Here is a 26,373-nt window from a genome sequence, read left to right on the forward strand (position 1 = left end):
CAGCGAATCTATAATGGAACGCCAATGCCCTTTTTTGATCCTGCTCTCGCTTTGTGTCTAGGAACACATTTATCTTCAAAAATAGGCTCTATACTGAAGATAATTCGACTAGGGAGGAAGTGCCAATGCTCAATGAAAACCATGCCTTTATCTTAGATTTCCCAGATCTTAAATTAGACATTGTTCAGCTCAACCACGACGACGAAAAATTCAAAGCAGACATGCAGAAATACCACCAACTCGACTACGACATCCGTCAGCTAGAAATCTCTGGCAGCCCTATTGATGACGACAGCATGCATAACCTCAAAGTAGAGCGAATGGCGTTAAAAGACTCGCTACACAAACAACTCACGCGCCACCACGCACTTAAGATCGTTTAACAGAATACACTTGTCCTCAAAAACATTTTTTAAACAGCCCGTTGACGGGCTGTTTACCACAAGTTTACGCAGCTAACTTAGTGAAAATCTGAATGATAGCGGTCGGTAATTCAAAATCTTCAGATACTAAGAAGTCGATAATTGCTAATACTCTCTCAGTTACGTCTAACAAAATACTAATTTTGTTCATCATGAACTGTACTCTCTATTTTATATAAATGGAGCACATTGTTTTTTGCGTGGACTTTGATATGATTCGCCTTGAAACAAGTCATCATAATTGTTGTCCTGAAGTTTTAAGACTTTGTAGGAGAAGACTCTAAACTTTGCTTATTACAACGTGCGTGATACAGATAAAAAAGCCTACCTTGTGTAGGCTTTTTTACATCTCAAACATTGTCATTTTTACCTCCTATTTAAATATCAAAAAACACTATATGTTGTGCATTCACCTTAGAAAGAACACAATTTGGTGTACTACATAACCTCTTCATTTTCCCGTATTTAACGAGAACCACCAACTTTGAGTATTGATTTGGATCAATAAAACTCTCACGCTGATAAAGATCAATCCAATAATCTTACGTTAGTTCTCCATTTAGAAAAAAACCAAGAAAACTAATAACATACCCATTAATTGGTTGAATTTATTGGAAGCGTTATAGGAAAAGGGCTACGTCAACATCTGAGCGCTAACTAGATAGATTCAGTAAATAGTACACAGTATCCATACAAATATTTTAGATAAATGATCCAAGTAAGCACAAAAAACACCTAAGACATTATGTTACTGTTTATTTATTCTAAGGCGTTTGATAAGGAAGCGAACACGGTGGCAATAAAAGAAGAGAACATACAATTCCAACTCGTTTCAAATCTCGAATTCGAAGAACTGTTTGCTAGTGTTAAACAAGGTCTTTTCATACACGTCGATAGCGTTTTCGGTTGGGATGACGACTTCCAACGTCAACGACTTTTAAACGATTACCATCCCTCTTGGTTTCATTGGGTATACCGAGGAAAAGAGAGGATTGGACTTGTGTGTTTTAAGCCTTATGACAACGCATACCATATTCATCTGCTGATCATTTCCCCTCAATACCAAGGTCATTCTCTAGGTAAACAAGTCATGTGCCTCATACATAAGAGAGCAACGGAAGAGCGACGTGAGCAAGTCACCCTGTCGAGTTTTAGAAGTAACACTCGCGCCATTAGTTTTTATCAGTCACTTGGCTACCGAGTTGTTGATGAAGGAGATGATGATTTTGTGGGATTAACTCTCTACCTAACTAACCAAGTAAACGGTGAGTAGATAGAGAGCTTAATGACTAGCGGCCTGCAGAGATATCCAACTTATCGATTAACGACGGAAAGCCCCAACCGTTCTCGCCTTCGACCACAGCTTCTCCGGTCAAATACTCAAACAGCGTTGGCGCTAAGGATCCGTTAGCTTCGATTTTCAATTGCTGAGACTTATCGCCAATTGGCGCTCCCCAGAATCCGATGAAGGCATCTTTCTCTAAGTAATCCTCACCAGCATGACGCCCCGGTACCTTGGTGTTGTAGCCAATTCCCGCTCTAGGGAACAAGTTAACCGTGCCAGCCCTATCTTCAAGGTAGATATTAGCCAGTTGATTCACTGAATCTGGTCGAGGTGTTGGTTGCGTTAATGAAGTCCACTCAGCACTGCTACACCACGTTGTCACATCCACCTTAACCGCTCGGTTAATACACTTTTCGACCAATTGAGAATACTGTGCAAAATCGGCTTCACTCGGTGATGTTAGATAATGGTTAAGCTCTTGAGTATTCAACAAAATCGGCGCTCGGTTGCCTTCCACTGACTCATAGAAAAGCTTGTCACCTTCACGTGTGATCAATTCATCGACCCGTTTTAAATCACGGTTGCCAATCACACGAACAGCGCAACGTTGTTGATCACATGTGCTTTCTCTTACGACCATATAATCAAGACTTTCAGGCAAGCGTTGCGCTATCTGATTAATGATGTCTATGTTCTGACCAGCTGGCGCTGCAATCGGAGACCACTGCGTGAGTTCTTGATAAACCGGCTGAACCTGCCACCCTTGAGCCGAATTAAAAAAGTCCATCATGAAGTTACCACCCGCAGTAGAGGCGACCACCACATCCAATCCCTTCGAGCTTGGGTAGCTTAGCGCATTGGTGATTTTAGGCCCTTCACCCTCGTCTGAAGATATCTTCTTAACCACAATTGGATACTCTAGCTCTGCTTGTAAGCCTTCAAATACCTGCTTTTCGGGATTGAGCGCGTAGAACACCGGTGTTAAACCATGATCCCCTGCCATACCCCATAGCGTTTTATCGTAAACGCCTGCACTGCGGTAGGTCGCTTCAATCTGGCGAATCCAATAGTCCAGTCGGTTAAGCTCTCCAGTCGGCATCAAAATCTCGTCACTAAAAGGACCGGTAAAGTGTGCGAAGTGATCCGGCCATGGGTTATAAACCAAGGTGTAGTCTGGCATCCCTTTGCCATCTAACTCGGCAAACTGAGTGATCGACTGTTTAACCTGAGCTCTCTTTGAAAATTTAGTGAAAAAATCAAAGCCAGATATAGACTGATACGCTTCAATATCTTCAATCAAGGCTTGACGCTTTTCTTGCAAAACCACTTCGACTTCTGAACGTTCTTGAAGCTCTTTAACGCAACGTTTCTCACCATAATCACGCAGTGACTCACCCAAGCCTAGGTTCACCAGCCCATCGTAAGTGGTATGAGCATTCCAATCGTATTGGGCGTTGCAGTTCAGCGTTTTAAGGTAATCAAGGCGATCAAACATGGTCTGAACCTTGTTGTTTGCCATCAACACATCCAGCTGTAAGGCATCATTGCCGAAGAAGTAATAAGCGCGGTCGATCTCTCGGTCGACAAAGTGGAAGTTAGGGATACCTGTACCACCGTTACCAGACACTTTCGCGCCCGTTTTAATGATAGGTAGATTTCGAACACTGATTGTCGGAGTAGAAGAGATACCCACTCGGCTTATGTTATTTCGATTCTCTTGATAGAGTTTTTTAAAGAACGGAAGGTAATTCGGATCACGGTAGGTTTGTTCAGACAGAACCTCCATGAACCTCACCTGCTGTTGATGATCAGGCTCAATGACCTTTTCTAACTGAGGTTTATATTGCGCTCGGTTTTTATGGTTCTGATAAGCAACCGAAATGAAAGGTGAATCTTCATCGACCAAGCCTTCGATCAATCCTTGCTGTAAACCATCGACAGTCACTTGGACCGCAAAACGTTTGTTCTGTTGGGATTCTAAGAACTGAATGAGCGCATCAGGTTGGTCACTGAACGCTTGCTGCATCCAATCATCGAGCGCTTCTGCACGTTCTTCTTTAAACACAAACTGTCGGTAGGCTTTCAGCAAGTTTAAGCGCACAAAATCAATAAGCGTGATGGTAAGAGCTTGTGCTTTGTTATTCTGCTTATCAGCGTTTTCTGGTTTACCATCTTCTGCAATCGCCAACATTGCAGACTTCATGTCGCCGTCATCTATTCCCAATGCCGCTTTACCGATCAAATCAACGATGATCGGTTGAATCTGAGCGATGATCGCTAGATCTTCATGACTATTGGTTAAGTATGTGTAATTCGCAGGGAGCGTGTCCATATCCTGCCAAACACCAATTTCGAATAACGCATCGTAGATAACCACCATGTTGGCAATGAACTGTTCATCGATACGAATCCCTTCATGATGTCCCGTTGCTTCAGTCGAGGTATTTGGCTCGTGATGCTCTGAGGTAGGCTTATCTCCAACATGATAGAGGCTATGTTCAAAGCCCTTTAGCGCCTGCTTATCATAAACCGTCGACAAGTAAGATTTGAACACATCTTCACTGCCCAAGCCTGAATAGCGATCGTAATAACTATAGAGAAAATAACCCAAAGGAATTGAGTACGTCGGATTGGATAACTGAGCAATAACCCGAGCTTTGGTTTTTACATCTAAAGGGAGAGCGAGAATATACGCATCTAGTGCAACACCACCAATTGTGAAAAGAGCCGCATCACGAGTGAGTGATGCTGAGTAACTTAGGCTTGAAAGCACCTGATTTTTCAGCACTTCACTGGAGCTAAACACACCACCAATGACGGGCGTTGTTGATATATCAGCGGCACTCGGAGCTGACGCAAGCGCCAACGATAAGGCACTGAATAAACTGGCGTAACTGCGAACGTGAGAATAAGAGCTCATCAAATTTCCTTTAGATCAACACACTTCTATAAATGCGACTTATTGTTTCAGTTTGCATTTATTAGTCAACCTATGAAAACGTTTGTTTTCTGATTCGAAGAGCTCTTATTGTTATGAAATGTTCATTCTTACTAATATCTCTACGACTTTACCGCATACCCAAAGTCCGAAAGCTTTCTAATGTTAGACGACAGCTATTTCCTCAATTAAACGCTCTGGCCACTCGGCCGTTACTGCTCAATTCGTAATGGCCAATATAGGCAGGGATAAACACCGATTGCCCTTTAGTAAGAGTTAAATGCTCGCCTTTCTGACTCATTAGCGTTAAATCATCATCTATTGCCATTAGAATTTCAGCACCGCTTGTGATGACTTCTTCTTGATGAGGGCAATGAAATATATTGAAATCAAAATCACTGACCGGAATATGATAGCTATCACATTGGCCTAATTTTGAAGGTGCCAATAATAAGCGTTCGAACGGGATTGGCGTAAACTCTGTACACGCAACTAACTCAGCGACATCAATGTGTTTTGGCGTTAAACCAGCGCGTAACACGTTGTCTGAATTTGCCATGATCTCGAGCCCAGTACCCTTAATGTAAGCATGCGGAGTGTTCGCATTCAAATACATCGCTTCACCCGGCTTCAATGTGATCAAGTTAAGCAGCAGAACGCAAAATAGACCGATATCGTTCGGGTACTGATGGCTAAGCTCAGTAACCAAAGCAAACTCAGCTTGATCTTGGTGAGCGGCAGCGTAAGTCAGAAGTTGCTCTAATGCATGATGTTTACGCTGGTCATTCAGCGTTAACAGATCACGAAAAAACGCTTCTAAGCCTAGAGAATCAAGGTGGTTGCCAAACTCTTCAACCAAACCAGCCAGTTCGCTCGAATCCAACTTTTTGAACAGACCTAATATTTCTTCGAATTCTCGAAAGCCATTCATCGCTTGATATTCAGTGATCGCGTAAACCAATTCAGGTTTGTGGTTCGAGTCTTTGTAATTACGGTGCCCTGCGGTCAAAGGAATACTTGCTTGCTCTTCTCTCGCAAAGCCAATTTCAGCTTGGTGCTTGTTTGGGTGAACCTGAACAGATAGCGCCTTTTCTGCCGCTAAAATCTTAAACAAGAACGGCAGTTCACCGAACTCCTGCGCAATATCAGTAGATAGATAGGCCGGTTTATTCTTGTTAATCAACTCAGAGAGAGGCACCAAATGTTGGTCCAACTTGACCATTGAACAACCTTTCGGATGCGCGCCCATCCAAACTTCCGCTTGCGGCTCTTGTGACTCATTCTTAAAGCCAAACAGTTCACGTATCGAAGAAATGCTCCCCCATGCATAATTTTGGATGGTGTTTTCCATTGGGAAAAATGAGTGTTCTGAGAAGTGGCTGAATGACATGGCGTTTTCCGTAGTGAGCCCTTTGAACACTATTCAGAGAGCTGATTTCTAATAACGTAAATAATTAGAAAGACTACAGAGAGCAGCTAGAACCCACATGAGATGAGGTCTTAGACGCAATAGGAAAAATTCTTAGAAACGGATGATATCGATGAAAAGCGTGAAAAGAGTCACATTTGAATGCTACGTATAAAAACGTTGAAGATAAGATAGCTGCACAACAACCAGAGGACCATTTACAGCTATTTTATTTACGAATAAACACCTTAAAAACCAGAGCGAGCCTCTGTACTTTTCTGAGGTGATTGAGCCTGTAGGAAAGGCAGAAGAAGCAGTCCAATAACGGCCGCACAAGTTGAGATGGTAATGAAAAATCCGCTCCAACCGTAGGTTTCCAGAACAAGCGCTAATGGGTAACCAGACAGTGCAGCGCCCATGTAAGCAAACAAACCAACAAAGCCTGTCGCGGCCCCGGCAGAGTCTTTATGCGAGCATTCTGCCGCCGCCATGCCAATAAGCATTTGAGGGCCAAAAACAAAAAAGCCAACGCAAAACAGCCCAGCCGCTTGAAACACAAAGTTGGTCAAAGGCATAAGCCATAAAGCGGATACCGAGAGGAAAATACCAATCGCGAACAAGATGTTCATCGGGCCGCGGTTACCACCAAACAGTCTATCCGATCCCCACCCAGCAACAAGTGAACCGACGAAACCTCCAATCTCAAACAGAGACAAAGCAGCGTTCGCATTGATCAAACTGTAATCGTGCTCTTCAGTTAGATACAAATTACCCCAATCATTAACCGCTGTTCTTACGATGTAAACCAACACATAACTAAAGGCGAGCAGCCAAATATACTTGTTGCTGAACACGTAAGTTTTCAAAATCTCTCGATAACTTAACCCTTGTCCATGGTTCTCTTGCGCCAACTCTAGATGGTCATTGCGCCACTTCCCTACCGTCGGAAGCCCCATGGTCGTGGGCTTATCACGTAAGCGCCAACACACAATAAGACCAATAAAAACACCAATCACACCCGGCCAGATAAACCCTGCTCGCCAACTGTACTGGAGAGTTAGATAGCCCACGAGAATAGGAATCAATGCCCCACCAACGTTGTGTGCTGTATTCCATATAGCCCAGCGAAAGCCTCTTTCGGAGCGAGAATACCAAGTCGTGAGTAGTTTAGAGCATGATGGCCACCCCCAACCTTGGAACCATGCATTCAGTACCCAAAGCGAGATAAAAGCGGCCAACGAACTAGAAAAGCCAAACGCGATATTGATTAAGCCTGTCGCGATTAGGCCAAGCCCCATGAAGTAGCGCGGGTTTGAACGATCCGATATCGTGCCTGAGATAAACTTAGATAAACCGTAAGAAAGATAAAAGAGCGTGCCAATTAAGCCGATATCACCTTTGTCCAAGCCAAGATCGGTGATCATAGCTGGCGCGGCATAGTTAAAGGTTTTACGAGTGAAGTAAAAACCTGCGTAGCCGACATACATTCCTATCATGATGTGGAGGCGCCAGTAGCGATAACTCTGATTGACCTCATCATCCGTTAGACCATGACGATTTGACGTTGTTGAGCGCAGAAATCCAAACATATTCGTTCTCACACTTTAGGTAATATAACGCTGATTTTGGTACCCGAAGATGAGCCATTAGCGTTGATTGTCATTTTGCCACCGAGCGCCTGAACACGCTCCTGCATACCACGAACACCCATTCCTTTGAGAAGATCTTGCGCTGTAAAGCCAACGCCATTATCTGAGATTTGAAGATCAACATGTTCATCGAGAATCAGTTCAATTCTAATTTCACTCGCGTTGGCGTATTTCGAGGCATTGTTTAGAGATTCTTGGCACAACCTGAAGAGGGTGACCTTAAGCGTGTCACTCAAACACGAGTAATCACCTTGCCAATTTAACTGGATATCAACACCGTGATCCGAAAACTCCATCTCTCGAATAAGCTGTTCCACGGAATCTTTTAGATCAAGATCGTCCAACATCTTAGGTCTTAGTTTTGTAAGTAGACGTTTGGTGGTGTCATAAACATTCAAAGACAATGACTCAATCGTACCTGCACAACGAACACTCATTTCAGCGGCATCGACACGTTTAATAATACTTGCCTGCGTGCGAATAGCGGTGATGTTCTGGCCTATTTCATCATGCAGCTCACGGGCAATATCACGACGAACCGACTCTTCAGCCGTTACCAACTGACGTGAAAGATTTTGATTTCTGGAAAGCTCACTTCGTAATTTCGAGTTAAGATCTTTCTGTTTTTGAACCGCAAGACCAAGCAATATACCTGTGATGGTTTGAGCAGATAGAGACAAGAGCAAGTCGGTAATTTCGAGTTTGGATGTTCCGCTGTGAGCTGCAATCAGCGCGACGCTGTTTAATAGAGTCGCCAGTAAAGCGCCCTGCCATCCGTAACGAACGGCCAGCAAAATAATAGGGATCGCCATACAGAATGGGGCGAAGCGTCTTAGTTCATCAGGCAAACTGGTTTGTATCAAAATACTGGCCACCAGCAACACACTGTATAAAGCGATGTGGCGGATTTTGAACTCTACAACATTATGGATTAAGTAAGAGCTCAACGGCGCCCACTTGTTTTGAAATAAGTAGTTCCAGACCAGATAACACATCGGCACCAACATCAAACCACCAGTGATACTCACCAACCACACCATGTAAATAGCCGGAACATGAGAACTGACCACGGCAACATTAATGAGTGCTGTCACCATGATTAAGCTCGCCATCACTAACAAATGACGATTCTGGTCACCAGAATAATAACGTTTGGCAATTAGAGTAGCGGGAATACTTAGTCCACTGGCGATGAGTATCGTCAGCCATTGGGGTTCATCAAGTAGTAGAGCTAGAGCGATCGCGAGCCCCCACTCTGCAATATAGATAGCAGGCCAATAGTGAGTGCGAGTGTGCAGCGTCATTCCTAACCTGAGTGAGAATGGGAAAAGCAGAATGGCTAACTCAGGGTCATTAATGAAATAAAAGGCAATAACCCATAAACAGAACCATGCACAGCCAGCCATAAAAACCCCGCATAAGGAGGTGGCTAGATAGGAACGCATTAGTACTGGTCTTGAGTGAACAATTTAGCTAACTCAACGTTGTTCTTAACATTGAGTTTGTCCATGGCATTAGCACGGTGTACATGCACCGTTTTATGACTAACCCCTAGTTCAACGGCGATAGATTTCACATCGAGCCCTGTCGCCAATAACTGGCACACTTCACTTTCTCGACGGGTTAACTGATTTAACGAAGCTTTACTCTTTATTGGTGTCGCGAGCTTTATAGCGATATCAGGCGTGAGATAACAACCGCCATTTGCACTTGTATGTACGGCTTGGATTAACTCATCTGGGCTGCAGCGCTTGCTGAGATAGCCTTTGGCTCCTAACTCTAATGACTTTTCAACCATCGCAGGAGAGTCATGCACGCTCAGCATGATGCTGGCAATACCTGATGGAATCTCTTCCAATAAGCTCAGGCCACTTTCGTCTTGCATTGAAATATCCAAGATAACGACATCAGGATGACAACTTGGTAATCCGAGGCGAGCTTCTGCCGCAGAGTTGAATTCACCCACGACCGTAATATCAGTTTCAAGACTGAGTAATTGAGCAAAGCCCGAACGAACAATGACGTGGTCATCAACAAGCGCAACATTAATCATGATATCAACCAAAATTAAGAGTAAGAAAGAAAAATAGCCCCGATAGGAGCTATATAAAATTAAGTTTATTGATAGAGATAATACTGAATCGAACTAACGATTAGTATGATCTCACGTGCTTTAATCCGATAAAGTACGTGAGACGATCTATCCGAAACTCTATTTGCGAGAACAAGTACGCCAGAACAAGTACGTGAAAGCTAGTACGCGAAAGAAAACACGCGAAAGCAAGCACACGAGACTAGCTAAGCGTTTTGAGCTGCTAAGTGTATTTTCTTAGCTTGGCGAATCTTCTTCTCTTCCGCAATCGCAACGAATAGCAGCAGTACAATACAAATGGCAGCTGAAGTATCAAGTGCTGCGAACGTTCCTTTCCAACCCGTTAAGCCGAAAATAGGTGTTCCATCTGCAATCATACCTAGGCCAAGTTTTGCGAAACTGTCACCAATTAAGTAAGCAAATGTACCTTTAACACCATCCGCAACACTGATTGCTTTCTTAGGCACAAAACCAACAGCTGCAACACCAATGAGCAACTGAGGGCCAAACACTAGGAAACCAAGCACGAACAGTGATGCTAGGTACATGAACTCACTGGTTGCATGCTGATAGAACTCTAGAGAAACGATAATCAAGCCAAGCGATACACAAGCAACTAGAGCGCGGCGTCCGTTCGCAAGATCTGATAAATAACCCCACATCAACGTACCGACCAGAGCACCCACTTCAAACAGAGTAAAACCTGAAATCGCTGTTTCTTTTGATAGACCTAGCTCTTGATACGCATAAACGGTAGACCATTGATCGATACCGATACGAACAATGTACAAAAAGATATTCGCGAAGCAGAGCAACCAGATCACTTTGTTTTTAAGGATATATTCAACAAAGATCTCTTTCTTGGTCATTTGATTTTCTTCAGCGATAGTATCTTCTTCACTGATTTCTTCATCAAACAACTCTTCAACCGTACCGAGACCGTATGCTTCTGGAGAATCATTACCAAAACGCATGCCAATAAAGCCGACCACAATCGCGATGATAGATGGGAAAACAAACATACCAACAACGTTGCCATCAAATAAGTAATTCGCACCAAACAAAGCAACACCAGCAGCACCGGCACCACCCACGTTGTGTGACATGTTCCAAAGGCCTAAGTATGAACCGCGCTTATTACGAGGCGTCCATTTAGTGATGGTCGAGTAACTTGAGGGGCCACCGGTACTTTGGAAGAAACCACTCAATGCGTAGAAGGCAATCATCATGAATAAGCTAGCACTGCCGCCGCCCATACTGAAGCTGAAGCCCAACATGGCAAGGCCAGATAGGATTAGCATAAACGGTAGAAACTGCTTGGTGTTTTTACCATCGGCGTAATAAGAAACGACGGTTTTACCGATACCATAAGTGATTGAGAAACCGAGGCCGATAAGACCTAGATCCGTCATTGATAAACCATAAGTAGAAATCATGTCGTTTTGCGCGACATTGAAGTTCTTACGGATCAAATACATGGTTAGATAACCAATGAACACGACTAAGTAAGATTGTAGGAAGGGTTTAAACCACATTTTTCTTCTAGTTTCGACCGGAAGATCCAGTGTCGGTTTTCGAACCTGATCTAGGAACTTTAACATTGTGAACTCTCTTATTATTTATGAGGTCTACACGGCATAATTGCGACCATGCATTCTTTGTTAGTTGACCGTGAAATAATAAGGAGTCTAAAAATCGACCGCATGAGAGAGGGTCTTAGAATAACTAGGAAAAATTCCTAGTTCAGAATTGGGAGTCAAGAAAGCGTGAACAGCATCACTTTGTTTACGGTCTGTTATGTATTGATATTACGATAACAAAAGTAACTCATTTCAAGGTTGATGAATTTTGTAAGCAAGCAAATAGACAGACAGACAGACAGAAATGAAACACTTCGCCTAAAAAAGCGCCAGTGTCGATTCATCGCCATCAAACTCCATGACATGACCGATACTGACTCAACATTGATTCTGATTAAAATAGATTCAATAGGCTTGTTACGTTTCGCGAAAATCGTATTAAAGTCGTTTACCGCTGCCGTCTTCCCACATCACTTCGCATTCATCGTTGATCGCTGCTTTTAATAATTCGACTAGCGGAAAAGCTCGGCTACCGATATTAACAGGCGCTTCAACAACCTCTTCTTCACTCTCGTCATTAGCATTTTCTTGCTCTATAGGTTTGATCTGCTCAGCGGCGACCGCAGCTCGTAAGTTGTTTAGCGCTTGAGGGACCGCTGAAGCATCAATTGCTCCTGGGATCGTACCACTATGTCCAAGCATCTTAATGAACTGAAGACCCACCTCACCAAACATCGTGACGCTAGCATGAGCCTTGCAACTAAAGGTAATTAACATAATGAGCCTCTATCAAATTTAGGTATCTATAAACATTTCGCTATCTTCAAACATTTAGTTATCTGCAAACATTTATCTGTCTATAAACTATGTTGAGTAAATCATTGGAAAGCAAGTACATAATAATCAAATCGCCTCTACCAACCTGATCTTTGAATACCACACTCTAGAGACGACCTGCGCCGTCGGTGACGTACATCACGATTTATAATGATTTGATTATTCTTTCATGTGAAAGATTGATTACAGTCACACTAAATAGCTATCTAAGTCTCCGCGTAGCTTATTATTTAATCTATTATTAATACCATTATCAAAATCTTTGGCACAAATCACATGAAAAGGCTCGTCGGCAGACACCTAGAAGAAATGGCGGACATACGATCCACCCGCAAGCAAAAAATTGTTCACTCCTTTTCACTGACTGCCGCTACGTTATTCATTTTCTACACTTGGGCTTACTTCCAAGGCCAACATTACACACTATCGGCTTTCGAATTGTGTTTTGCACTTATCGCCATCTCCAATGCATTTTACGTAAGAAAAGTCATTAACCCTGAGTATTCAGAATTGATTCTGAGTGGCGTTCTTCTGGTGCAAGGAGTCATCCTATTCCTATACAGTCACGCTATTCCCGACCGGATACTTTGGCTCTATCCGATTCTGGCAGCCGTCATTTTCATTAACGATTTCAGAATTGGCATTATCTTCAGTACCTCATTTTGCCTGTTTATCAGCACCTTAATTACAGCGATGCCAAACAACTTTTCTTTGCCATTTAACAGTACACACAGATTTATTCTTAGCCTGTTTACTATGAGTTTGGTGTGTCACACATCCGCTTATTACTACACACAAGCCGTCAGTTATATCCAACGTCTTTATAAAGAAGGCATTGAAGATCTGGCCTACAGAGACCAACTTACCGGGTTGGCAAACCGTTGGAGCTTTGAGCGCTGGGCGTCGGAAAAGCTTGCGACAGTGGATAGTGAGCGATCACTTACGGCATTGGTCTTCTTAGATATTGATGACTTTAAAGGCATTAACGACAGCTACGGGCACGACGTAGGAGACAGTGTCTTACAGCACTTTGCGAATCGCTTGAGCAACAACATTCGAACCAGAGACAGAAAAAGCCATGAATACGATTATTCGATTGCGCGCTTTGCTGGCGACGAGTTTGTTTTGATGCTCTACGATGTACCAACTCGTAAAGATCTAGACGGTATTTTAGATAGGATTTGTGGGTTATTCGAAAGTGGTTGCCAGACAAACGAGAGAATCAAGGAATTGACGCTCAGCGTTGGGGTGTCTTTGTATCCGCAAGATGCTCAAGATTTACATGAACTGACGAGATGTGCTGATAAAGCGATGTATGTTGCTAAGCATTCAGGAAAAAACCGTTACGCTTATTATCACGACAATCCAGTATCGACCTTGATAGAAGAACTACCGACGAACCTAAACTTCTCAGAATCGAATTCATCTGAGCTTGAAGATTGTCTTGAAGCAAAGGTCGAAGGAAACAATGTTACGATTTTAAAAACTCGCCAACGTTAACCGTTAATATCGCTTACAGCTAAGCGCACTAACCTGCCATGTACATAAGCCAAAGGCTCACTAATCCGATCACAATAATCCATACAACTTGTCGTGTACGGTTTGGGTTATTGCCTCTAGGTCTCACTACCGTTTTAAAAGCAGCTTGCTTAGCCGACTGAATAAACGGAGCTTCAACCTCACGTTTTTTCACGCGACGTTTAACCGCGCTGTTCGCAACCTCGGTAAAACGCTGTCCTTGTTCCGTTGTAAAGTCGTTATCAAAGTCCATCCGACCATGCCTTTCGCCATGTTTTTGCTGTACTGCCATAGCGGCCTCCTTGGCGGTCTAATCTATATTGAGTATAGACATAATTTCATATTGTTACCTGCTCAAAATTATTGTTACCTGTTCAAAATTTTCGAATAAGTCACTCAACGCTATGCCATCTTCTTTTTAAATCAAATTACATAAACTACAGCTATTCAAGTTTACGAGGATTTAAAAATGACGAGAGTAAGAACGGTAGATCATGTGATTGCAGCGCATGCCACCTCTGATGGTGATGGTGTCAAAATCCAAAGACTCGCTGGTTTCAATAATACGCGTTTCTCTCCATTTTTGATGATTGATGAACTTAAATCGGATGAGAGCAAAGACTACGTTGGTGGCTTTCCTCCCCATCCTCACCGCGGGATAGAAACGCTCACTTACATGCTCCAAGGTCACTTCCAACACAAAGACCACATGGGAAATGTTGGGGAGCTGCGCAGCGGTGGTGCACAGTGGATGGCCGCAGGTCGTGGGGTGATTCACAGCGAAATGCCAATGATGGAAGAAGGCGCACTGCATGGTTTTCAGATTTGGATCAACCAACCAGCAACACACAAAATGCAGCCAGCGCAGTATCATGACTTCCAAAGTGAAAGCATTGCTGAACATCAAAACGAACAAAGCGGTTTATTACGAGTGATTGCAGGTGGATTTGAACTGTATAGCCAAGGTGATGTAGACACTTTACAAGCGCAAGGTCCATTACAAACAACAGGTGTGCCATTAAGCGTCGCGGATTGGCGAGCGAATTCAGGACAAAAAGTGACGTTAAGGACTCAGCTTGATCATAATGCCATGGCTTATGTGTACCGAGGCAGTATCAAAGTCGACGACAAAGTCATCAACCAAGGCCAACTCGCCCTACTAACAAAAGCTGAATTATTGTCTTTAAATAGCCTAGAGGATTCAGGTGTGCTGATTTTTTCTGGTCAACCGATTAATGAGCCCGTTGTGCACTATGGTCCGTTTGTCATGAACTCGATGGAAGAAATTGAACAGACGATTCAGGACTACAACAACGGCGTTTTTGAGACTTACTGATTTACAGATGTCTGGCTTTGAGTTTTGGGCTTTGGGCTTTGGGCTTTGGGCTTTAAAGATTGAAGATTGAAGATTGAAGAGATTTTGCAACAAACAACGAATTTTGGTCGTCCATTTGATGACTGTAAAAACAAGTGACACTATCCACTGCCGGTTACTATCACTTATTTAACCACGCTCTTAGAGCGTGGTTTTTTTCTATTAAATCAGAGACAAACGATACCCTAATTGAACGAATTTAGACCTGGTTATAAGTACTCACACAGGTAAGCTGTCGCTTCTTTTACTTGCAGGTCGAATGAAGAGTCACCCGCAACGTCAAAAGACTCACCAGATTGATATGTCGTCCAATCGTCATCACCAACACGCTTTACAATCAAAGCACCTTTAACAACGGTCATCTTTTCTGGAGCCGCAGTACCAAACGTATATTCACCAGCGGCCATCACACCAACACTCACGTCCGCACCAGATTGGTTAAACGCTAACGACTTAACGCCACCTTCAAAGTATGTGTTTTCTTTAATCATTGTACTTCCTTGTTATCTCAAAATTGCAATTATTGGGCTCAACGAATAAGCCTTTGCGTGAATCTAAGTAATAATTGTTTTAACCAATTCGAGACTGTCCTACAAGAAATAAATACGCATAGCTTAGGCATTTCTGGAATTCATTTTCATTGATAGCGTAAATACTGAAGAGTAAGGCTAAAACCGCCAACGCAACCAAATTTATTGGAACATTCGATCCTGCTTCTAACTCTTATAACAATTTTTGCAAACTAAGGTCTTAGTTAATAGAATCTAAAACAATATCAGTGGAAAAATGAAGAGATAATGGCAAAAAAGCCGACTAAAAGCAGAGATATATTTGCCAACTCGTTACTCTACAGCTTTCTATTAGCTGGCTTTATGATTGCCCTCGCCGCAGGCTATTTTGCTTACCAAGCCCACCAACAATCTGTCAGCCCAAGCAATGTCTACGGCACATGGATAGAGATTGCAGCGCCACCTTACAATACTGATACCCTGACACTTTCAGATAATGGTGTGATGATGAATCATCGCCTCATTGCTACCTCGTTTGATTTTGATGGCAAGATTGTCACAATCAATACAGGTTCCGGGGCAACGATTTACACCATAAGTGGCACTTATGATTCACCTCGCTTAAAGCGACTGGCGCCAAGTGTGCCATCTCAGCAATTCATCAAAGAAGGCTTCGAAGATACCGCGACGGGTGATACCCACAGTGTGATGCAACAAAGACGCGCTTCCTTAGCTGAGCAATTCAAAAAATGACCTCTCCTCTGTCTTCTCAATAAAAGCATTCTCTGCAGCTCTACCCTTTATATTTCCTTATCGATCTGCCCCACTCATCCAATACACTTAGCTTTGTGATACTGCTTCAATTCACGATATTTTCTTATCGTTTGTCGCACCTTTTCATAACTTCATGTCGTGGATTTTCACTTATGAGATTTTACTTCTGAATGATGTTTTATTTTATAAAACATGGACTCAGCCTCTCACTCATTAAGCAACAGAATTGTAACGAAATACTATTTTTTAGTTGTCCATCGAAAACGGATTTATTTTCAGTTATAAAATTAAAACTCTCTCGAATACTGACTGGGAAGCTCCTTCAAAACTGACTGGAGCCGTTTATGGGGCCATTTGGTTCTCGTAACCTTCAAGGAATGAGAGAAAAAGTATGATTCGTATAAATACCTGTGCGGCGAGCATTGCTCTAGCGCTATCTGGCACAGCATTAGCTGCTCCAACAGCACCTAGCATCGACATGTACGGTTCCAACAACCTGCAGTTTTCGAAAATTGAACTCGCGATGGAAACAACGTCTGGCTACAACCAGATGGTTAAATACCACGACAAAGCAAAGGTCGATGTTAAATTCAACCAATGGAGTGGAACGTCAGGAAACACGTATAACATCTACTTTGATGGCGTTAAAATTGCTACAGGCCCAATCACTGGCAGCCAAACCACGGCTTCATTCGAATACGGCCAAGGCGGCTTGTTTCAGATGGAAATCGAAGCATGTGATGAAACAGGCTGTAGCAAGAGTGCACCCGCTCAGATCACAATCGCCGATACCGATGGCTCACACTTAGCACCACTTGCGATGAATGTTGACCCGAACAACAAGTCATACAACACTGACCCAAACACGGTAGTAGGTACTTACTTTGTTGAGTGGGGCATTTACGGTCGTGATTACACGGTTGATAACCTACCCGCTGACAACTTGACCCATATCCTTTATGGCTTCATCCCAATTTGTGGTCCTAATGAATCAGTGAAATCAGTAGGCGGTAACAGCTACAACGCACTAATGACGGCATGTCAGGGTGTTAACGATTACGAAGTGGTCATTCATGACCCTTGGGCGGCTTTCCAGAAGAGTTTCCCTCAAGCAGGTCACGAATACAGCTCACCTATCAAGGGTAACTACGCAATGATGATGGCGCTGAAACAGCGCAATCCAGATCTAAAAATCATCCCATCAATTGGTGGTTGGACACTGTCTGACCCGTTCTTCGATTTCACTACAAAAGCGAACCGCGACACGTTCGTTGCATCGGTTAAGAAATTCCTTAGCACATGGAAATTCTACGACGGTGTCGATATTGACTGGGAATTCCCTGGTGGAGGCGGTGCTGCTCCCGATCTTGGTGACCCTGTGAATGACGGCCCTGCTTACATTGCATTGATGGCAGAACTGCGCGCTATGCTTGATCAACTAGAAGCGGAAAACGGTCGCACTTACGAGCTAACTTCTGCGATTGGCGTTGGTCATGACAAGATTGAAGACGTGAACTACGGCGATGCTATCCAATACATGGATTACATCTTCGCAATGACTTATGACTTCTACGGCGGTTGGAACAACGTGTTAGGTCACCAAACAGCACTCAACTGCGGTAACTTCATGCGCCCTGGTCAATGTGATGGCACAGGCCTTGATGAAAATGGCGAACAGTACACTGGCCCCGCTTACACCACTGACAACGGCATCCAATTGCTGCTTGAACAAGGTGTTCCAGCGAACAAACTCGTTGTTGGTACAGCAATGTACGGTCGTGGTTGGGAAGGCGTATTACCTTCATCACTCACGGATCCTACCGATCCTATGACGGGTGTGGGTAACGGCAAGCTTAAAGGCAGCACAGCACAAGGTGTTTGGGAAGACGGCGTTATTGACTACAAAGGCATTAAAGCAAACATGCTTGGTGCGAATAACCAAGGCATCAACGGCTTTGAATATGGCTACGACGAAATGGCAGAAGCGCCTTACGTTTGGAACCGTACTTCAGGCAAGTTGATCACATTTGATGATGACCGCTCAGTGAAAGCAAAAGGCGCGTACGTTCGTAGTCTTGGCCTTGCGGGTCTATTCTCTTGGGAAATTGATGCGGATAACGGCGATATCCTAAATGCGATGCATGAAGGTCTAGCAGGTGGAACTACTGACCCTGTAAACCGTAAACCAACCGCAGCTGCGGGTGCCGACCAATCAGTTGAAGGCCCAGCTTCTGTTTCTCTAGACGGTAGCGCTTCAAAAGACAGCGACGGCACGATTGCAAGCTACGCTTGGTCACAAGTAAGCGGAACAGCCGTAACTCTGGCCAACGCGAATGCTGCAGTTGCAAGCTTCGATGTGGTTGAAGTCGCTCAACAAGAAGTACTCACGTTCAGCCTAACGGTAACTGACAACGAAGGTGCTACTGCAACTGACACCGTTGTTGTAACGGTAACTCCTAAAGACACAGGCCCAGTCAATACAGCACCAGTTGCTGTGGTTACGGCTCCGGCTGAAGTGAATACGGGTGATGTAGTGGTGGTTGATGCTTCGTCTTCGAGCGATGCTGACCAAGACACATTGACCTTCACGTGGGATGTACCTGCTGGTATTGATGCAACGGTTCAAGGTTCTTCAGTAAGCTTTGTGGCTGCGGAATACACGCAAGACACGGTACTGAACTTCTCTGTGACAGTGAGTGATGGTACAGATACATCGGTAGCGGCTATGTCGGTTAAAGTCCTAAAGAAAACCACAGGCGGCGGTACGTGTACTAACGCTTGGGATTCAAGTGCGGTCTACACTGGCGGCGACCAAGTGACTCAAGGTGGTAAGGTTTGGGAAGCGAAATGGTGGACAACTGGTGAAGATCCAACAACGACAGGCCAATGGGGCGTGTGGAAAGAGATCGGTCCTGCAAGCTGCTAACTAAAAATAGTGCTTAGTTAAATACTGACTAAGCATCAACTAAATCCCTAAAACAAAGGCCAATCAGACAATGTCTGGTTGGCCTTTTATTTATGTTTCTGAGTTTTGAGCTTACGATCTTTTTACTGAAGGTTTTTTCAAGTACGTTAGTTGGGCTTAGCCAATTAAGTTATCAAAACTCTCAAACACTTGTGGGCACTTCATCACTCGCCCGTGACCTTGGCCTTGAGTCGCAATCAAGGTAACGCGACCCATTTCATTAGCGGCACGCTGAGACACATCAAACTTAGTAAACTTGTCTTGCTCATCATGAACAATGATCGTTTGAGACTCACGAAGCGCCAGTTTTCCATAAGGATCGACAGACTGAATTGGGTAGTTAAACTGCTCTTCCACTTCGCCGACTACCGCCTCAAACAGCTTCATTGAGTAACCCGAACGAGCCACACTGCCAAATAGGTTTTCTAGATAATCCAACACAGGTGCAATGAGCAATAACGGCTTGTTTTCCAATTTAACGTGCTTACACTCCAACGCAGAAGCGGTACCCATGCTGTGACCGACCAAGCCTGCCACTTCACCAACCGAATCTAGGATTGCCTCTAAACCGTTCACAAACGCAGGAATATGACCATGTACGCCATCACTGCCACCATGAGCAGGATGGTCGTAAGCCATTGCAGTAAAGCCTTTAGCTGCGATGTGTTCCATCAAAGGGAAGAACTGACTCGCCGTACCAGACCAACCATGAGTCAGAAGCCAAACGGGACCAGTACCCAAAGAGTAAGTTTTCAAAACACCATCTCGGCCTTTGATTTCACTTTTAATTAAACCTTGTGGATCGGCATTTTTTTGCTCGGTACGCATCGGAGTGAGCAGCAGCTTACGTGCTGTTTTCTTCGCATGACTTGGCGCTAAAATGTAATGCAAATTGGTTGTAGCGCCAATTAAGCTGCGCTTGAAGCTAAATTTATTCGATGTATTGAAATAGATTTTGTCACTCATGACCGTTCCTTGTATCGCCATCATTATTGGCGGATCGAGCTCGGCCCTAAAAATCGAACGACCGTGCTATTTGTTAATGTAAAAAATGGCGCTGTTGCTACTTATAAAAGTTAATCGTAGCTTTCCGCCATTTCTCTTAAAATTATTGGTCACTCAGACCTAAGTTAAGTTAACTAAGAAATGCTCCGCTTAAAAACGAATTAAGTGACTTTCCAACTGGCAACCAAGCGCTCGACACCACTCCAGAAGTGAGTGTGGCTCGCTTGCTGCCCTCGCAAGGAGTAAAACAAGTTCGCACTTAAGTAGAGACCGTACAACTCGAAGGTTGCCTGTTTCGGGTCTAAATCGGCTCTGAATTGTTTGTTCTCAACCGCTTTTGCTACCTGAATCGTCAAGTAGTCAATCCACACTGAAATGGTTTTCTGCAGTGCCTTCTGAATCACAGAGGTTTCGCTGCCTGCATCTTTCCAAGCGTCAATAAACATGCAGCTGCCTTGGAACGAGTGGTTCCAGCCCAGCCAGTTATCGAGCAGTTGCTTCAGCTTGGCTTCAATATCACCGTCGCCCAACTCTCTCGCCGGAATGATGACTCTTTCAGTGAATATGGCGTTGGAATATTCGAGTACAGAGAGTTGCAGGTTCTCTTTAGAGTTGAAGTGCGCAAACAATCCACTCTTAGACATACCACACTGCTTGGCTAATTCGCCAATCGTCAAACTCTCAAGACCATTCTCACTCGCAAGTGCAAATGCATGGCTCAAAATATACTCTTTGGTTATCTTTCCTTTGCTCATTATTCACCAATAATAAAACTGATGCTTTATTTTTAGCACGTTCGTACTTTTTTTCAAGTTTTTTACTTAACCCTTGGTATTCATTTTGTATTATCAAAGAATTGTGGAAAAATGCGACAGTATTCAAAGGAAATTGAAATCGACTAACAAAGGAAGAAAAATGAACACACTTTGGGAACAGTTTGCGTTTTCGGCGTCAGTAACAGGCCCTATCTGTTTAATGTTGTTTCTTGGTGTGATGCTCAAACGAATCGGCTTGATCAATGATAATTTCATTGATGTCGCATCTAAGGTCGTATTTCAAGTCACCTTACCTGCGATGCTATTTCTGAGTATTGTTCAATCGAATCATAACTTTTCAGCCAGTAGCACGTTAGTGGCGTTTGGCGTCATCGCTAATTTTGTCTTTTTCTTGTTTGCTATTTTCTCGACCAAGTTGGTATTTAGAGGCTCGAAAGATCAAGGTGTGATTATCCAGGGTGGATTCCGCGCTAATACCGCGATCATTGGCCTCGCCTATGTGGCGAATATCTATGGCAATCAAGGCGTGGCATTGGCTGCTATCTATGTCGCATCCCTAACCGTGCTGTATAACATTCAAGCCGTGATTGCACTGACACCCAAAGGCGAAGACACCGGCACGAAAGCCATAAAAGTCATAGCCAAGTCGATCACCAAAAACCCATTGATCATCGCTATTTTCTTAGCGGTCGTCTTCTATGCACTTTCAATTCCGATTCCAAAAATGGTAACCGATGCTGGGCAATACTTTGCCAACATGACGTTGCCTTTGGCTCTTCTCTGTACTGGCGGGTCGCTGGATATTAGCTCGCTCAAGCAAGAAAAGTTGTCGACGTGGTTCGCCTCTAGCTACAAGCTAATTGCCTCACCTTTACTGATTACATTGGCTGCTGGGTACTTGGGGTTTGAAGGACTCGATCTCGGGCTTATCTTCTTGATGAGCGCTGCACCAACGGCAGCAGCGAGCTATGTTATGGCTCGTGCAATGGGAGGAAATTCAACCCTAGCGGCTAACATCATCGCACTCACGACCGTTGTTTCTCTTATCACTTGCACACTCGGTATTTTTGCACTCACCGCAATGGGTTTAATATAGCTGCGACAGGCTTCAAAAAACCGACACAAGCCCTGAAATAACGGTCATAAGCCTTGATTTAGGACTAACTAGTTGGGCATAAAGGCTGCTAGATTTCGTAAAAATTTTACTAAGAGATCTGATATGTCTTCCGTTCAACATACGCCTTCACAACACATCGCCAGTATCGAGTTAGGCCGAGTGATTGCTATATTGGCGATCATTGGTCTACACGGCCAAATGGCACTCACTTATTGGCAAATAGATGAAGTGCCTTGGATCGGTTATGTGCTCAACCAAACTGCTCGCTTCGCCGTGCCTCTGTTCTTCCTGATTTCTGGTTATCTTATTCAACCTAAGTTGGCTGCATCGCCATGGGAAACCGTCCTTAACTACTCTAAACCACTGCTTAAAGTTTGGTTGGCATGGAGCATCATTTGCTTAGTGATGCCATTCAATCTCGCGAAGGTAGGAGAGTTTGGCTATCTAGGTGAGCGCGAAGGCTATTGGGGTTTCTTAATGAGCACTCCTCTTAACTCATTCTTAGAGGGAGGTCTGGTGCATTTGTGGTTCATTCCAGCCCTTGTTTGCGCAGTGTTGATCATCGCTTTATTGGTTGAGTTGAAGCTCACCAAGCTTCTATTACCGATCGCTATTGCACTCTATGGCTATGGTGTTTTGGCAGGAAGCTACGCTACGCTGACCGGATTGGAAGCCCCCTTCTTCACGCGTAACGGCCCGTTCTTTAGCACTCTGCTCGTTACCGCTGGTTTTCTAATTCGCCAACATCAACGGAAAGTGTCCTCAGCCAAGGCATTAGGCTTACTCGCGGTGGGAATGATCATTCATTTCACAGAAGCCGCATGGTTAACCCAATTTGATATCGCCTTTAATATTCACGATTTCTTGTTTGGTACAGCTTTGTGGGGGATTGGTGTGTTCATGTGGCTTTTAGCTAATCCAAACATCGGTGATTATGCGTGGGTTCGCGCCATTTCGAATCGCATGCTGGGTATCTACGTTTGCCACCTTTTGATCATTATTGTGCTGTTCAATGTTTGCGGAGTCTTGGGCATTACAGAATTGGCAAAAGACGTTACGGTATTTTTTGGCACCGTATTGTTGAGCTTCGGGTTGGTTGTTGGGATCGAAAAAACACCATTACGACGCGTGCTACTTCGTTAGTATTTGTGCCTAAAACCATCAGCTAAATCAGTTTTAAAGCGCAACAAAAAATAAAGGCAAGATAACTTAATATCTTGCCTTTATTTCATAATATTGGAACTGAGGTTATCTCACTCGTGAGGTGTTATAAGAACGCCATCGCGCCTTTACCGACCCCTTCATAAGCCACGATTTGTAATGACTGGTTTTCTGCCAAGCTTGGAGCCACTTGATCCGCGATATAGCCTGCCAGCAATTCCACCGTGGTATCGGTTGGTAAGATTTCCGTTTCGCTCTTAGCAATCGCTAGTTCAAACTCACCTTGTGGTGCCGTGTAGCGGAAACCATAGTGGCTTTCATCATTAACGCTTTGCGCGTGTTCACTCAGGTTAAGTGATGAAACTGAAACTTGGTCTTCTTGAGAACCTAAGTAAATGTCTTCCCAGCGCTGAGCAAACGCCTGCTCGCGTTGTTCGTCACGCTGACCATCAACCAGTATTTCGACTGGAGAACGGTGGCCATGTGCGATGCGTTGGCAGTTGCCATCATGCTTTTTCAAGCCATGGGTATAGTGGTAAAACACGCCATTAATGTTCTCATGACGAAGGGTGATCTCTAACCCTGTGACGTTACTTGGTAGGTTATCGCGAAGAATATGATAAACATGTGCGGTCACACTTTCGATGGTGATCGCCTCTGCATCAATCAGACAGTACGCTTCATCAGGGCAATGTAGGTGGAGGCTCTTGTCACCACGTAATACATCAACCTTAGAGTAGCCCGCTTTGCTCGCTTGAAGAACAACTGCAGCGCTTTGCATCGGCAGCAGCAAGCGGTGGTCAACGTGTTGATCAACAAGGTGTTTGATCTGTTTTTTGACCTTGCTAAAGTCCAACACCATGCTCATCTCATTCAGTTCACCAGACATGGTGACATCTAAAATCCAACTATCTCCTACGACCCCTCTGTGTTCACAGATGTATGAAGAATCGATAACGGTAAGGTCTCTTACAAATAGGTTCAAGTTGAACTCCTTAGTGCTTTAATGAGATACGGGAGGCTGAATAATGTTCAGCAGGCACTTCGTCTCATTGATGTCTGATAAAATAGGACGGGCAGAATGTTACAACGAGCTTATAAAGTCCACCTTTTTACACCGTCAGTTGAGAATTGAACAAACTACGCTCAATTTCCGCTAAAACATAGACTAGCCTCATGCTAATAGCCACATTTCAGTTAGGGTTGCCCAGCGATTCACGACACATTTTGCTTTAGCCACAAACGCGGCGACATTCCCGTAACATGCTGAAAAGCTCGAGAGAAGCCAGAATAGCTGTTGTACCCCACTTCATCCGCCACCCAATTGATCGGCTTATTTTGTAGCAGCAACGACTGAGCCACAGATACCCGCCACTTTTGTACATAGTCACCTGGGGTTTCACCCACTTCACGCTTGAACGCTTCTATAAACTGAGTTCGAGACATCGCTGCCAATGAAGCCATTTGCTCTATCGAAAAGTGGCGAGCAGGCATTAGATGAATCGCAGTAACGACCGGAGCAAGCCGCGGATGAGCAAGCGCAGAAAATACGCCTTGATCGATCTGCTGTTGTTCAATGAGATGTCGGAAAATCAAAGCCATCAAGGCGTCACTCAACTTGTCCATTAGATATTGTTGCCCCGATGAATCTTGGCTCGACTCTCGAAATAGCACCTCTATCACTGGCATTAAGTTAGGTGCATCCGCAAACGGAATGACTATCACGTCAGGGAGAGCAGACAATAAAGGATTCATCTGCCCTGAACGATATTCGACATTCGCACACACGACCTCAGCACCGTCTCCCACGCCTTCAATCACATGTGGTGTGCTATTTGGAAGGTAAACAATGCAGGGCTGTGTCAGTTGCCTGTACTCCGTGTGCGCACTAGACAAGGTCAACTCACCCGCGCTCAATACATGAAGATGCCCTTCTTTACCCTGTTGCGGCTTAAATGACGACACTCCGCACAAATTGCCAGAATAGAAAACACCGGTACGTATCGAGAAATGTTCCATTAGTTGTGAAAGCAGATCCATGCATCCTCCGAACGATTCGCTTACTTTTAAGTTTTTTTGTCCCTCTATAGACCGGACGAGTGGGCTAAATTATTTCAAACAAGATAACCAACACTGACAAGGAACTTGAAATGTCACATATGAAATCGACCAGTCAAAAAATCACTCTATTGGCCGCGTTACTAGGAACCAGCTTTTCACTGATGGCAGCAGACATCGACATGAGCGTTGATAGCAATGACATCGCGATCAAAGGCTATGACCCAGTGGCTTACTTTACTGATGCTGGTGCCGTTCAAGGTTCATCAGAATTCACTGCTACTTATAAGAACGCTATTTATCAGTTCGCAAACAGTGACAACCGAGATCAGTTCCGCACCAACCCTGAAGCTTATGCGCCTCAATACGGTGGCTATTGTGCCTTTGGTGTGGCTATGGGTAAGAAATTTGAGACCGACCCTAACGCTTGGAAAGTCGAAGATGGAAAGCTGTATCTGAACTTAGACAAATCAGTACAAAAACGATGGTTGGAAGATACGCAAGAGTTCATCCAAGACGCCAACAGCAACTGGACTAACATCAAAACTGTTGAGGCGTACAAACTTTAAACTAAAAGCTTCCCCCTCCCTATATCAAAACGGAAAAGCCTAGCTCTTCCGTTTTTTCAGCTTGCGCAGTTATAACCACAACCCCAATCACATCACATCACATCACATCACATCACATCACATCACATCACATGAGAGTGACTCGCTTTTTTAAACCTTTCATTTTTTGATAAATGGTTGTTAACCAATCCTATTGGTTAATTGTTTGCGGCCATAAAACCTCTATTTTCCCTATCAATATTCCTTATCGGCCTCTATCTGTGTGATCTAGGCTGCGTTTTTAAGGGGTAACTTATTGATAGTCTAAATATTGATATTTGTTATGTTATAACATT

Annotated in this window: 23 protein-coding genes; 9 read left to right on the forward strand and 14 right to left on the reverse strand. The window is 44.0% G+C overall.

What is annotated here, in order from left to right; genetic code table 11:
* Nucleotides 1-125 precede the first annotated feature (125 nt).
* Nucleotides 126-383 (forward strand): YdcH family protein, encoded by a 258-nt coding sequence (locus tag BCU75_RS10075; RefSeq protein ID WP_010432560.1) that lies wholly within the window; start codon nucleotides 126-128, stop codon nucleotides 381-383.
* Between the two features lie 64 nt (nucleotides 384-447).
* Here BCU75_RS10075 and BCU75_RS24690 read toward each other — a convergent pair whose 3' ends face one another.
* Entirely contained in the window at nucleotides 448-576 is a 129-nt protein-coding gene (locus BCU75_RS24690; protein ID WP_277868907.1) for a hypothetical protein, read from the reverse strand.
* 591 nt (nucleotides 577-1,167) lie between these two features.
* On the opposite strand from BCU75_RS24690, the gene BCU75_RS10080 reads away from it, so the two are divergent.
* Complete coding sequence (locus BCU75_RS10080) at nucleotides 1,168-1,695, forward strand: GNAT family N-acetyltransferase (protein ID WP_102473746.1); 528 nt, start codon at nucleotides 1,168-1,170, stop codon at nucleotides 1,693-1,695.
* A 16-nt stretch (nucleotides 1,696-1,711) separates the two neighbouring features.
* On the opposite strand, the gene BCU75_RS10085 is transcribed toward BCU75_RS10080, so the two are convergent.
* From BCU75_RS10085 to BCU75_RS10115, 7 genes are all read right to left on the reverse strand, one after another.
* On the reverse strand, nucleotides 1,712-4,627 hold the full coding sequence (locus BCU75_RS10085) for an alkaline phosphatase family protein (RefSeq protein WP_102473747.1): 2,916 nt from the start codon (nucleotides 4,625-4,627) through the stop codon (nucleotides 1,712-1,714).
* Nucleotides 4,628-4,829: 202 nt separating this feature from the next.
* Entirely contained in the window at nucleotides 4,830-6,035 is a 1,206-nt protein-coding gene (gene manA, locus BCU75_RS10090) for a mannose-6-phosphate isomerase, class I (RefSeq protein WP_102473748.1), read from the reverse strand.
* A 266-nt stretch (nucleotides 6,036-6,301) separates the two neighbouring features.
* On the reverse strand, nucleotides 6,302-7,642 hold the full coding sequence (locus BCU75_RS10095; RefSeq protein ID WP_102473749.1) for an MFS transporter: 1,341 nt from the start codon (nucleotides 7,640-7,642) through the stop codon (nucleotides 6,302-6,304).
* Nucleotides 7,643-7,650: 8 nt separating this feature from the next.
* Complete coding sequence (gene uhpB, locus BCU75_RS10100; protein WP_102473750.1) at nucleotides 7,651-9,147, reverse strand: signal transduction histidine-protein kinase/phosphatase UhpB; 1,497 nt, start codon at nucleotides 9,145-9,147, stop codon at nucleotides 7,651-7,653.
* Nucleotides 9,147-9,755, reverse strand: coding sequence for a transcriptional regulator UhpA (gene uhpA, locus BCU75_RS10105; protein ID WP_076674834.1), 609 nt, complete (start codon nucleotides 9,753-9,755; stop codon nucleotides 9,147-9,149). Before uhpA ends, uhpB begins: the two co-directional genes overlap by 1 nt.
* A gap of 245 nt (nucleotides 9,756-10,000) precedes the next feature.
* Nucleotides 10,001-11,395, reverse strand: a complete 1,395-nt coding sequence (uhpT, locus tag BCU75_RS10110; RefSeq protein WP_076674831.1) for a hexose-6-phosphate:phosphate antiporter — start codon at nucleotides 11,393-11,395, stop codon at nucleotides 10,001-10,003.
* A gap of 417 nt (nucleotides 11,396-11,812) precedes the next feature.
* Nucleotides 11,813-12,151 (reverse strand): DUF1840 domain-containing protein, encoded by a 339-nt coding sequence (locus BCU75_RS10115; RefSeq protein ID WP_102473751.1) that lies wholly within the window; start codon nucleotides 12,149-12,151, stop codon nucleotides 11,813-11,815.
* 369 nt (nucleotides 12,152-12,520) lie between these two features.
* On the opposite strand from BCU75_RS10115, the gene BCU75_RS10120 reads away from it, so the two are divergent.
* Complete coding sequence (locus BCU75_RS10120) at nucleotides 12,521-13,711, forward strand: GGDEF domain-containing protein (RefSeq protein ID WP_102473945.1); 1,191 nt, start codon at nucleotides 12,521-12,523, stop codon at nucleotides 13,709-13,711.
* A gap of 28 nt (nucleotides 13,712-13,739) precedes the next feature.
* Here the strand turns inward: BCU75_RS10120 and BCU75_RS10125 are convergent, their stop codons facing one another.
* Nucleotides 13,740-14,021 carry a hypothetical protein gene (locus BCU75_RS10125; RefSeq protein WP_076674826.1) on the reverse strand — a complete coding sequence of 94 codons (282 nt, stop codon included), beginning with the start codon at nucleotides 14,019-14,021 and terminating at the stop codon, nucleotides 13,740-13,742.
* Between the two features lie 177 nt (nucleotides 14,022-14,198).
* On the opposite strand from BCU75_RS10125, the gene BCU75_RS10130 reads away from it, so the two are divergent.
* A complete protein-coding gene (locus tag BCU75_RS10130) occupies nucleotides 14,199-15,065 on the forward strand; it encodes a pirin family protein (protein WP_102473752.1) in 867 nt (288 codons plus the stop codon).
* A 248-nt stretch (nucleotides 15,066-15,313) separates the two neighbouring features.
* Here the strand turns inward: BCU75_RS10130 and BCU75_RS10135 are convergent, their stop codons facing one another.
* Nucleotides 15,314-15,595: a pyrimidine/purine nucleoside phosphorylase gene (locus tag BCU75_RS10135; RefSeq protein WP_017057600.1), complete on the reverse strand. Its 282-nt coding sequence runs from the start codon at nucleotides 15,593-15,595 to the stop codon at nucleotides 15,314-15,316.
* A gap of 306 nt (nucleotides 15,596-15,901) precedes the next feature.
* On the opposite strand from BCU75_RS10135, the gene BCU75_RS10140 reads away from it, so the two are divergent.
* Both BCU75_RS10140 and BCU75_RS10145 read left to right on the forward strand, forming a co-directional pair.
* Nucleotides 15,902-16,366, forward strand: coding sequence for a DUF2850 domain-containing protein (locus BCU75_RS10140; RefSeq protein ID WP_076674821.1), 465 nt, complete (start codon nucleotides 15,902-15,904; stop codon nucleotides 16,364-16,366).
* A gap of 412 nt (nucleotides 16,367-16,778) precedes the next feature.
* Complete coding sequence (locus BCU75_RS10145) at nucleotides 16,779-19,313, forward strand: glycosyl hydrolase family 18 protein (protein ID WP_102473753.1); 2,535 nt, start codon at nucleotides 16,779-16,781, stop codon at nucleotides 19,311-19,313.
* Between the two features lie 156 nt (nucleotides 19,314-19,469).
* Here the strand turns inward: BCU75_RS10145 and BCU75_RS10150 are convergent, their stop codons facing one another.
* Together BCU75_RS10150 and BCU75_RS10155 are read right to left on the reverse strand one after the other, a co-directional pair.
* Nucleotides 19,470-20,318 (reverse strand): alpha/beta hydrolase, encoded by an 849-nt coding sequence (locus BCU75_RS10150; protein ID WP_102473754.1) that lies wholly within the window; start codon nucleotides 20,316-20,318, stop codon nucleotides 19,470-19,472.
* A 200-nt stretch (nucleotides 20,319-20,518) separates the two neighbouring features.
* On the reverse strand, nucleotides 20,519-21,112 hold the full coding sequence (locus BCU75_RS10155) for a TetR/AcrR family transcriptional regulator (RefSeq protein ID WP_102473755.1): 594 nt from the start codon (nucleotides 21,110-21,112) through the stop codon (nucleotides 20,519-20,521).
* Between the two features lie 160 nt (nucleotides 21,113-21,272).
* Between BCU75_RS10155 and BCU75_RS10160 the strand changes: the two genes are divergently transcribed.
* Together BCU75_RS10160 and BCU75_RS10165 are read left to right on the forward strand one after the other, a co-directional pair.
* On the forward strand, nucleotides 21,273-22,229 hold the full coding sequence (locus BCU75_RS10160) for an AEC family transporter (protein ID WP_102473756.1): 957 nt from the start codon (nucleotides 21,273-21,275) through the stop codon (nucleotides 22,227-22,229).
* Nucleotides 22,230-22,352: 123 nt separating this feature from the next.
* The gene (locus BCU75_RS10165) at nucleotides 22,353-23,393 is read left to right on the forward strand and encodes an acyltransferase (RefSeq protein WP_102473757.1); all 1,041 of its coding nucleotides are present in this window, start codon (nucleotides 22,353-22,355) and stop codon (nucleotides 23,391-23,393) included.
* Between the two features lie 124 nt (nucleotides 23,394-23,517).
* Here the strand turns inward: BCU75_RS10165 and BCU75_RS10170 are convergent, their stop codons facing one another.
* The gene (locus tag BCU75_RS10170) at nucleotides 23,518-24,396 is read right to left on the reverse strand and encodes a 6-pyruvoyl trahydropterin synthase family protein (protein WP_102473758.1); all 879 of its coding nucleotides are present in this window, start codon (nucleotides 24,394-24,396) and stop codon (nucleotides 23,518-23,520) included.
* 230 nt (nucleotides 24,397-24,626) lie between these two features.
* The gene (locus BCU75_RS10175) at nucleotides 24,627-25,451 is read right to left on the reverse strand and encodes an AraC family transcriptional regulator (RefSeq protein WP_076674801.1); all 825 of its coding nucleotides are present in this window, start codon (nucleotides 25,449-25,451) and stop codon (nucleotides 24,627-24,629) included.
* A 110-nt stretch (nucleotides 25,452-25,561) separates the two neighbouring features.
* Here BCU75_RS10175 and BCU75_RS10180 point away from each other — a divergent pair, with 110 nt between their 5' ends.
* Complete coding sequence (locus tag BCU75_RS10180) at nucleotides 25,562-26,038, forward strand: YHS domain-containing (seleno)protein (RefSeq protein ID WP_076674798.1); 477 nt, start codon at nucleotides 25,562-25,564, stop codon at nucleotides 26,036-26,038.
* Nucleotides 26,039-26,373: the final 335 nt, after the last annotated feature.

Source organism: Vibrio splendidus (genome assembly GCF_002873455.1).
In the GTDB taxonomy this organism is placed as follows: Bacteria; Pseudomonadota; Gammaproteobacteria; order Enterobacterales; family Vibrionaceae; genus Vibrio; species Vibrio splendidus_J.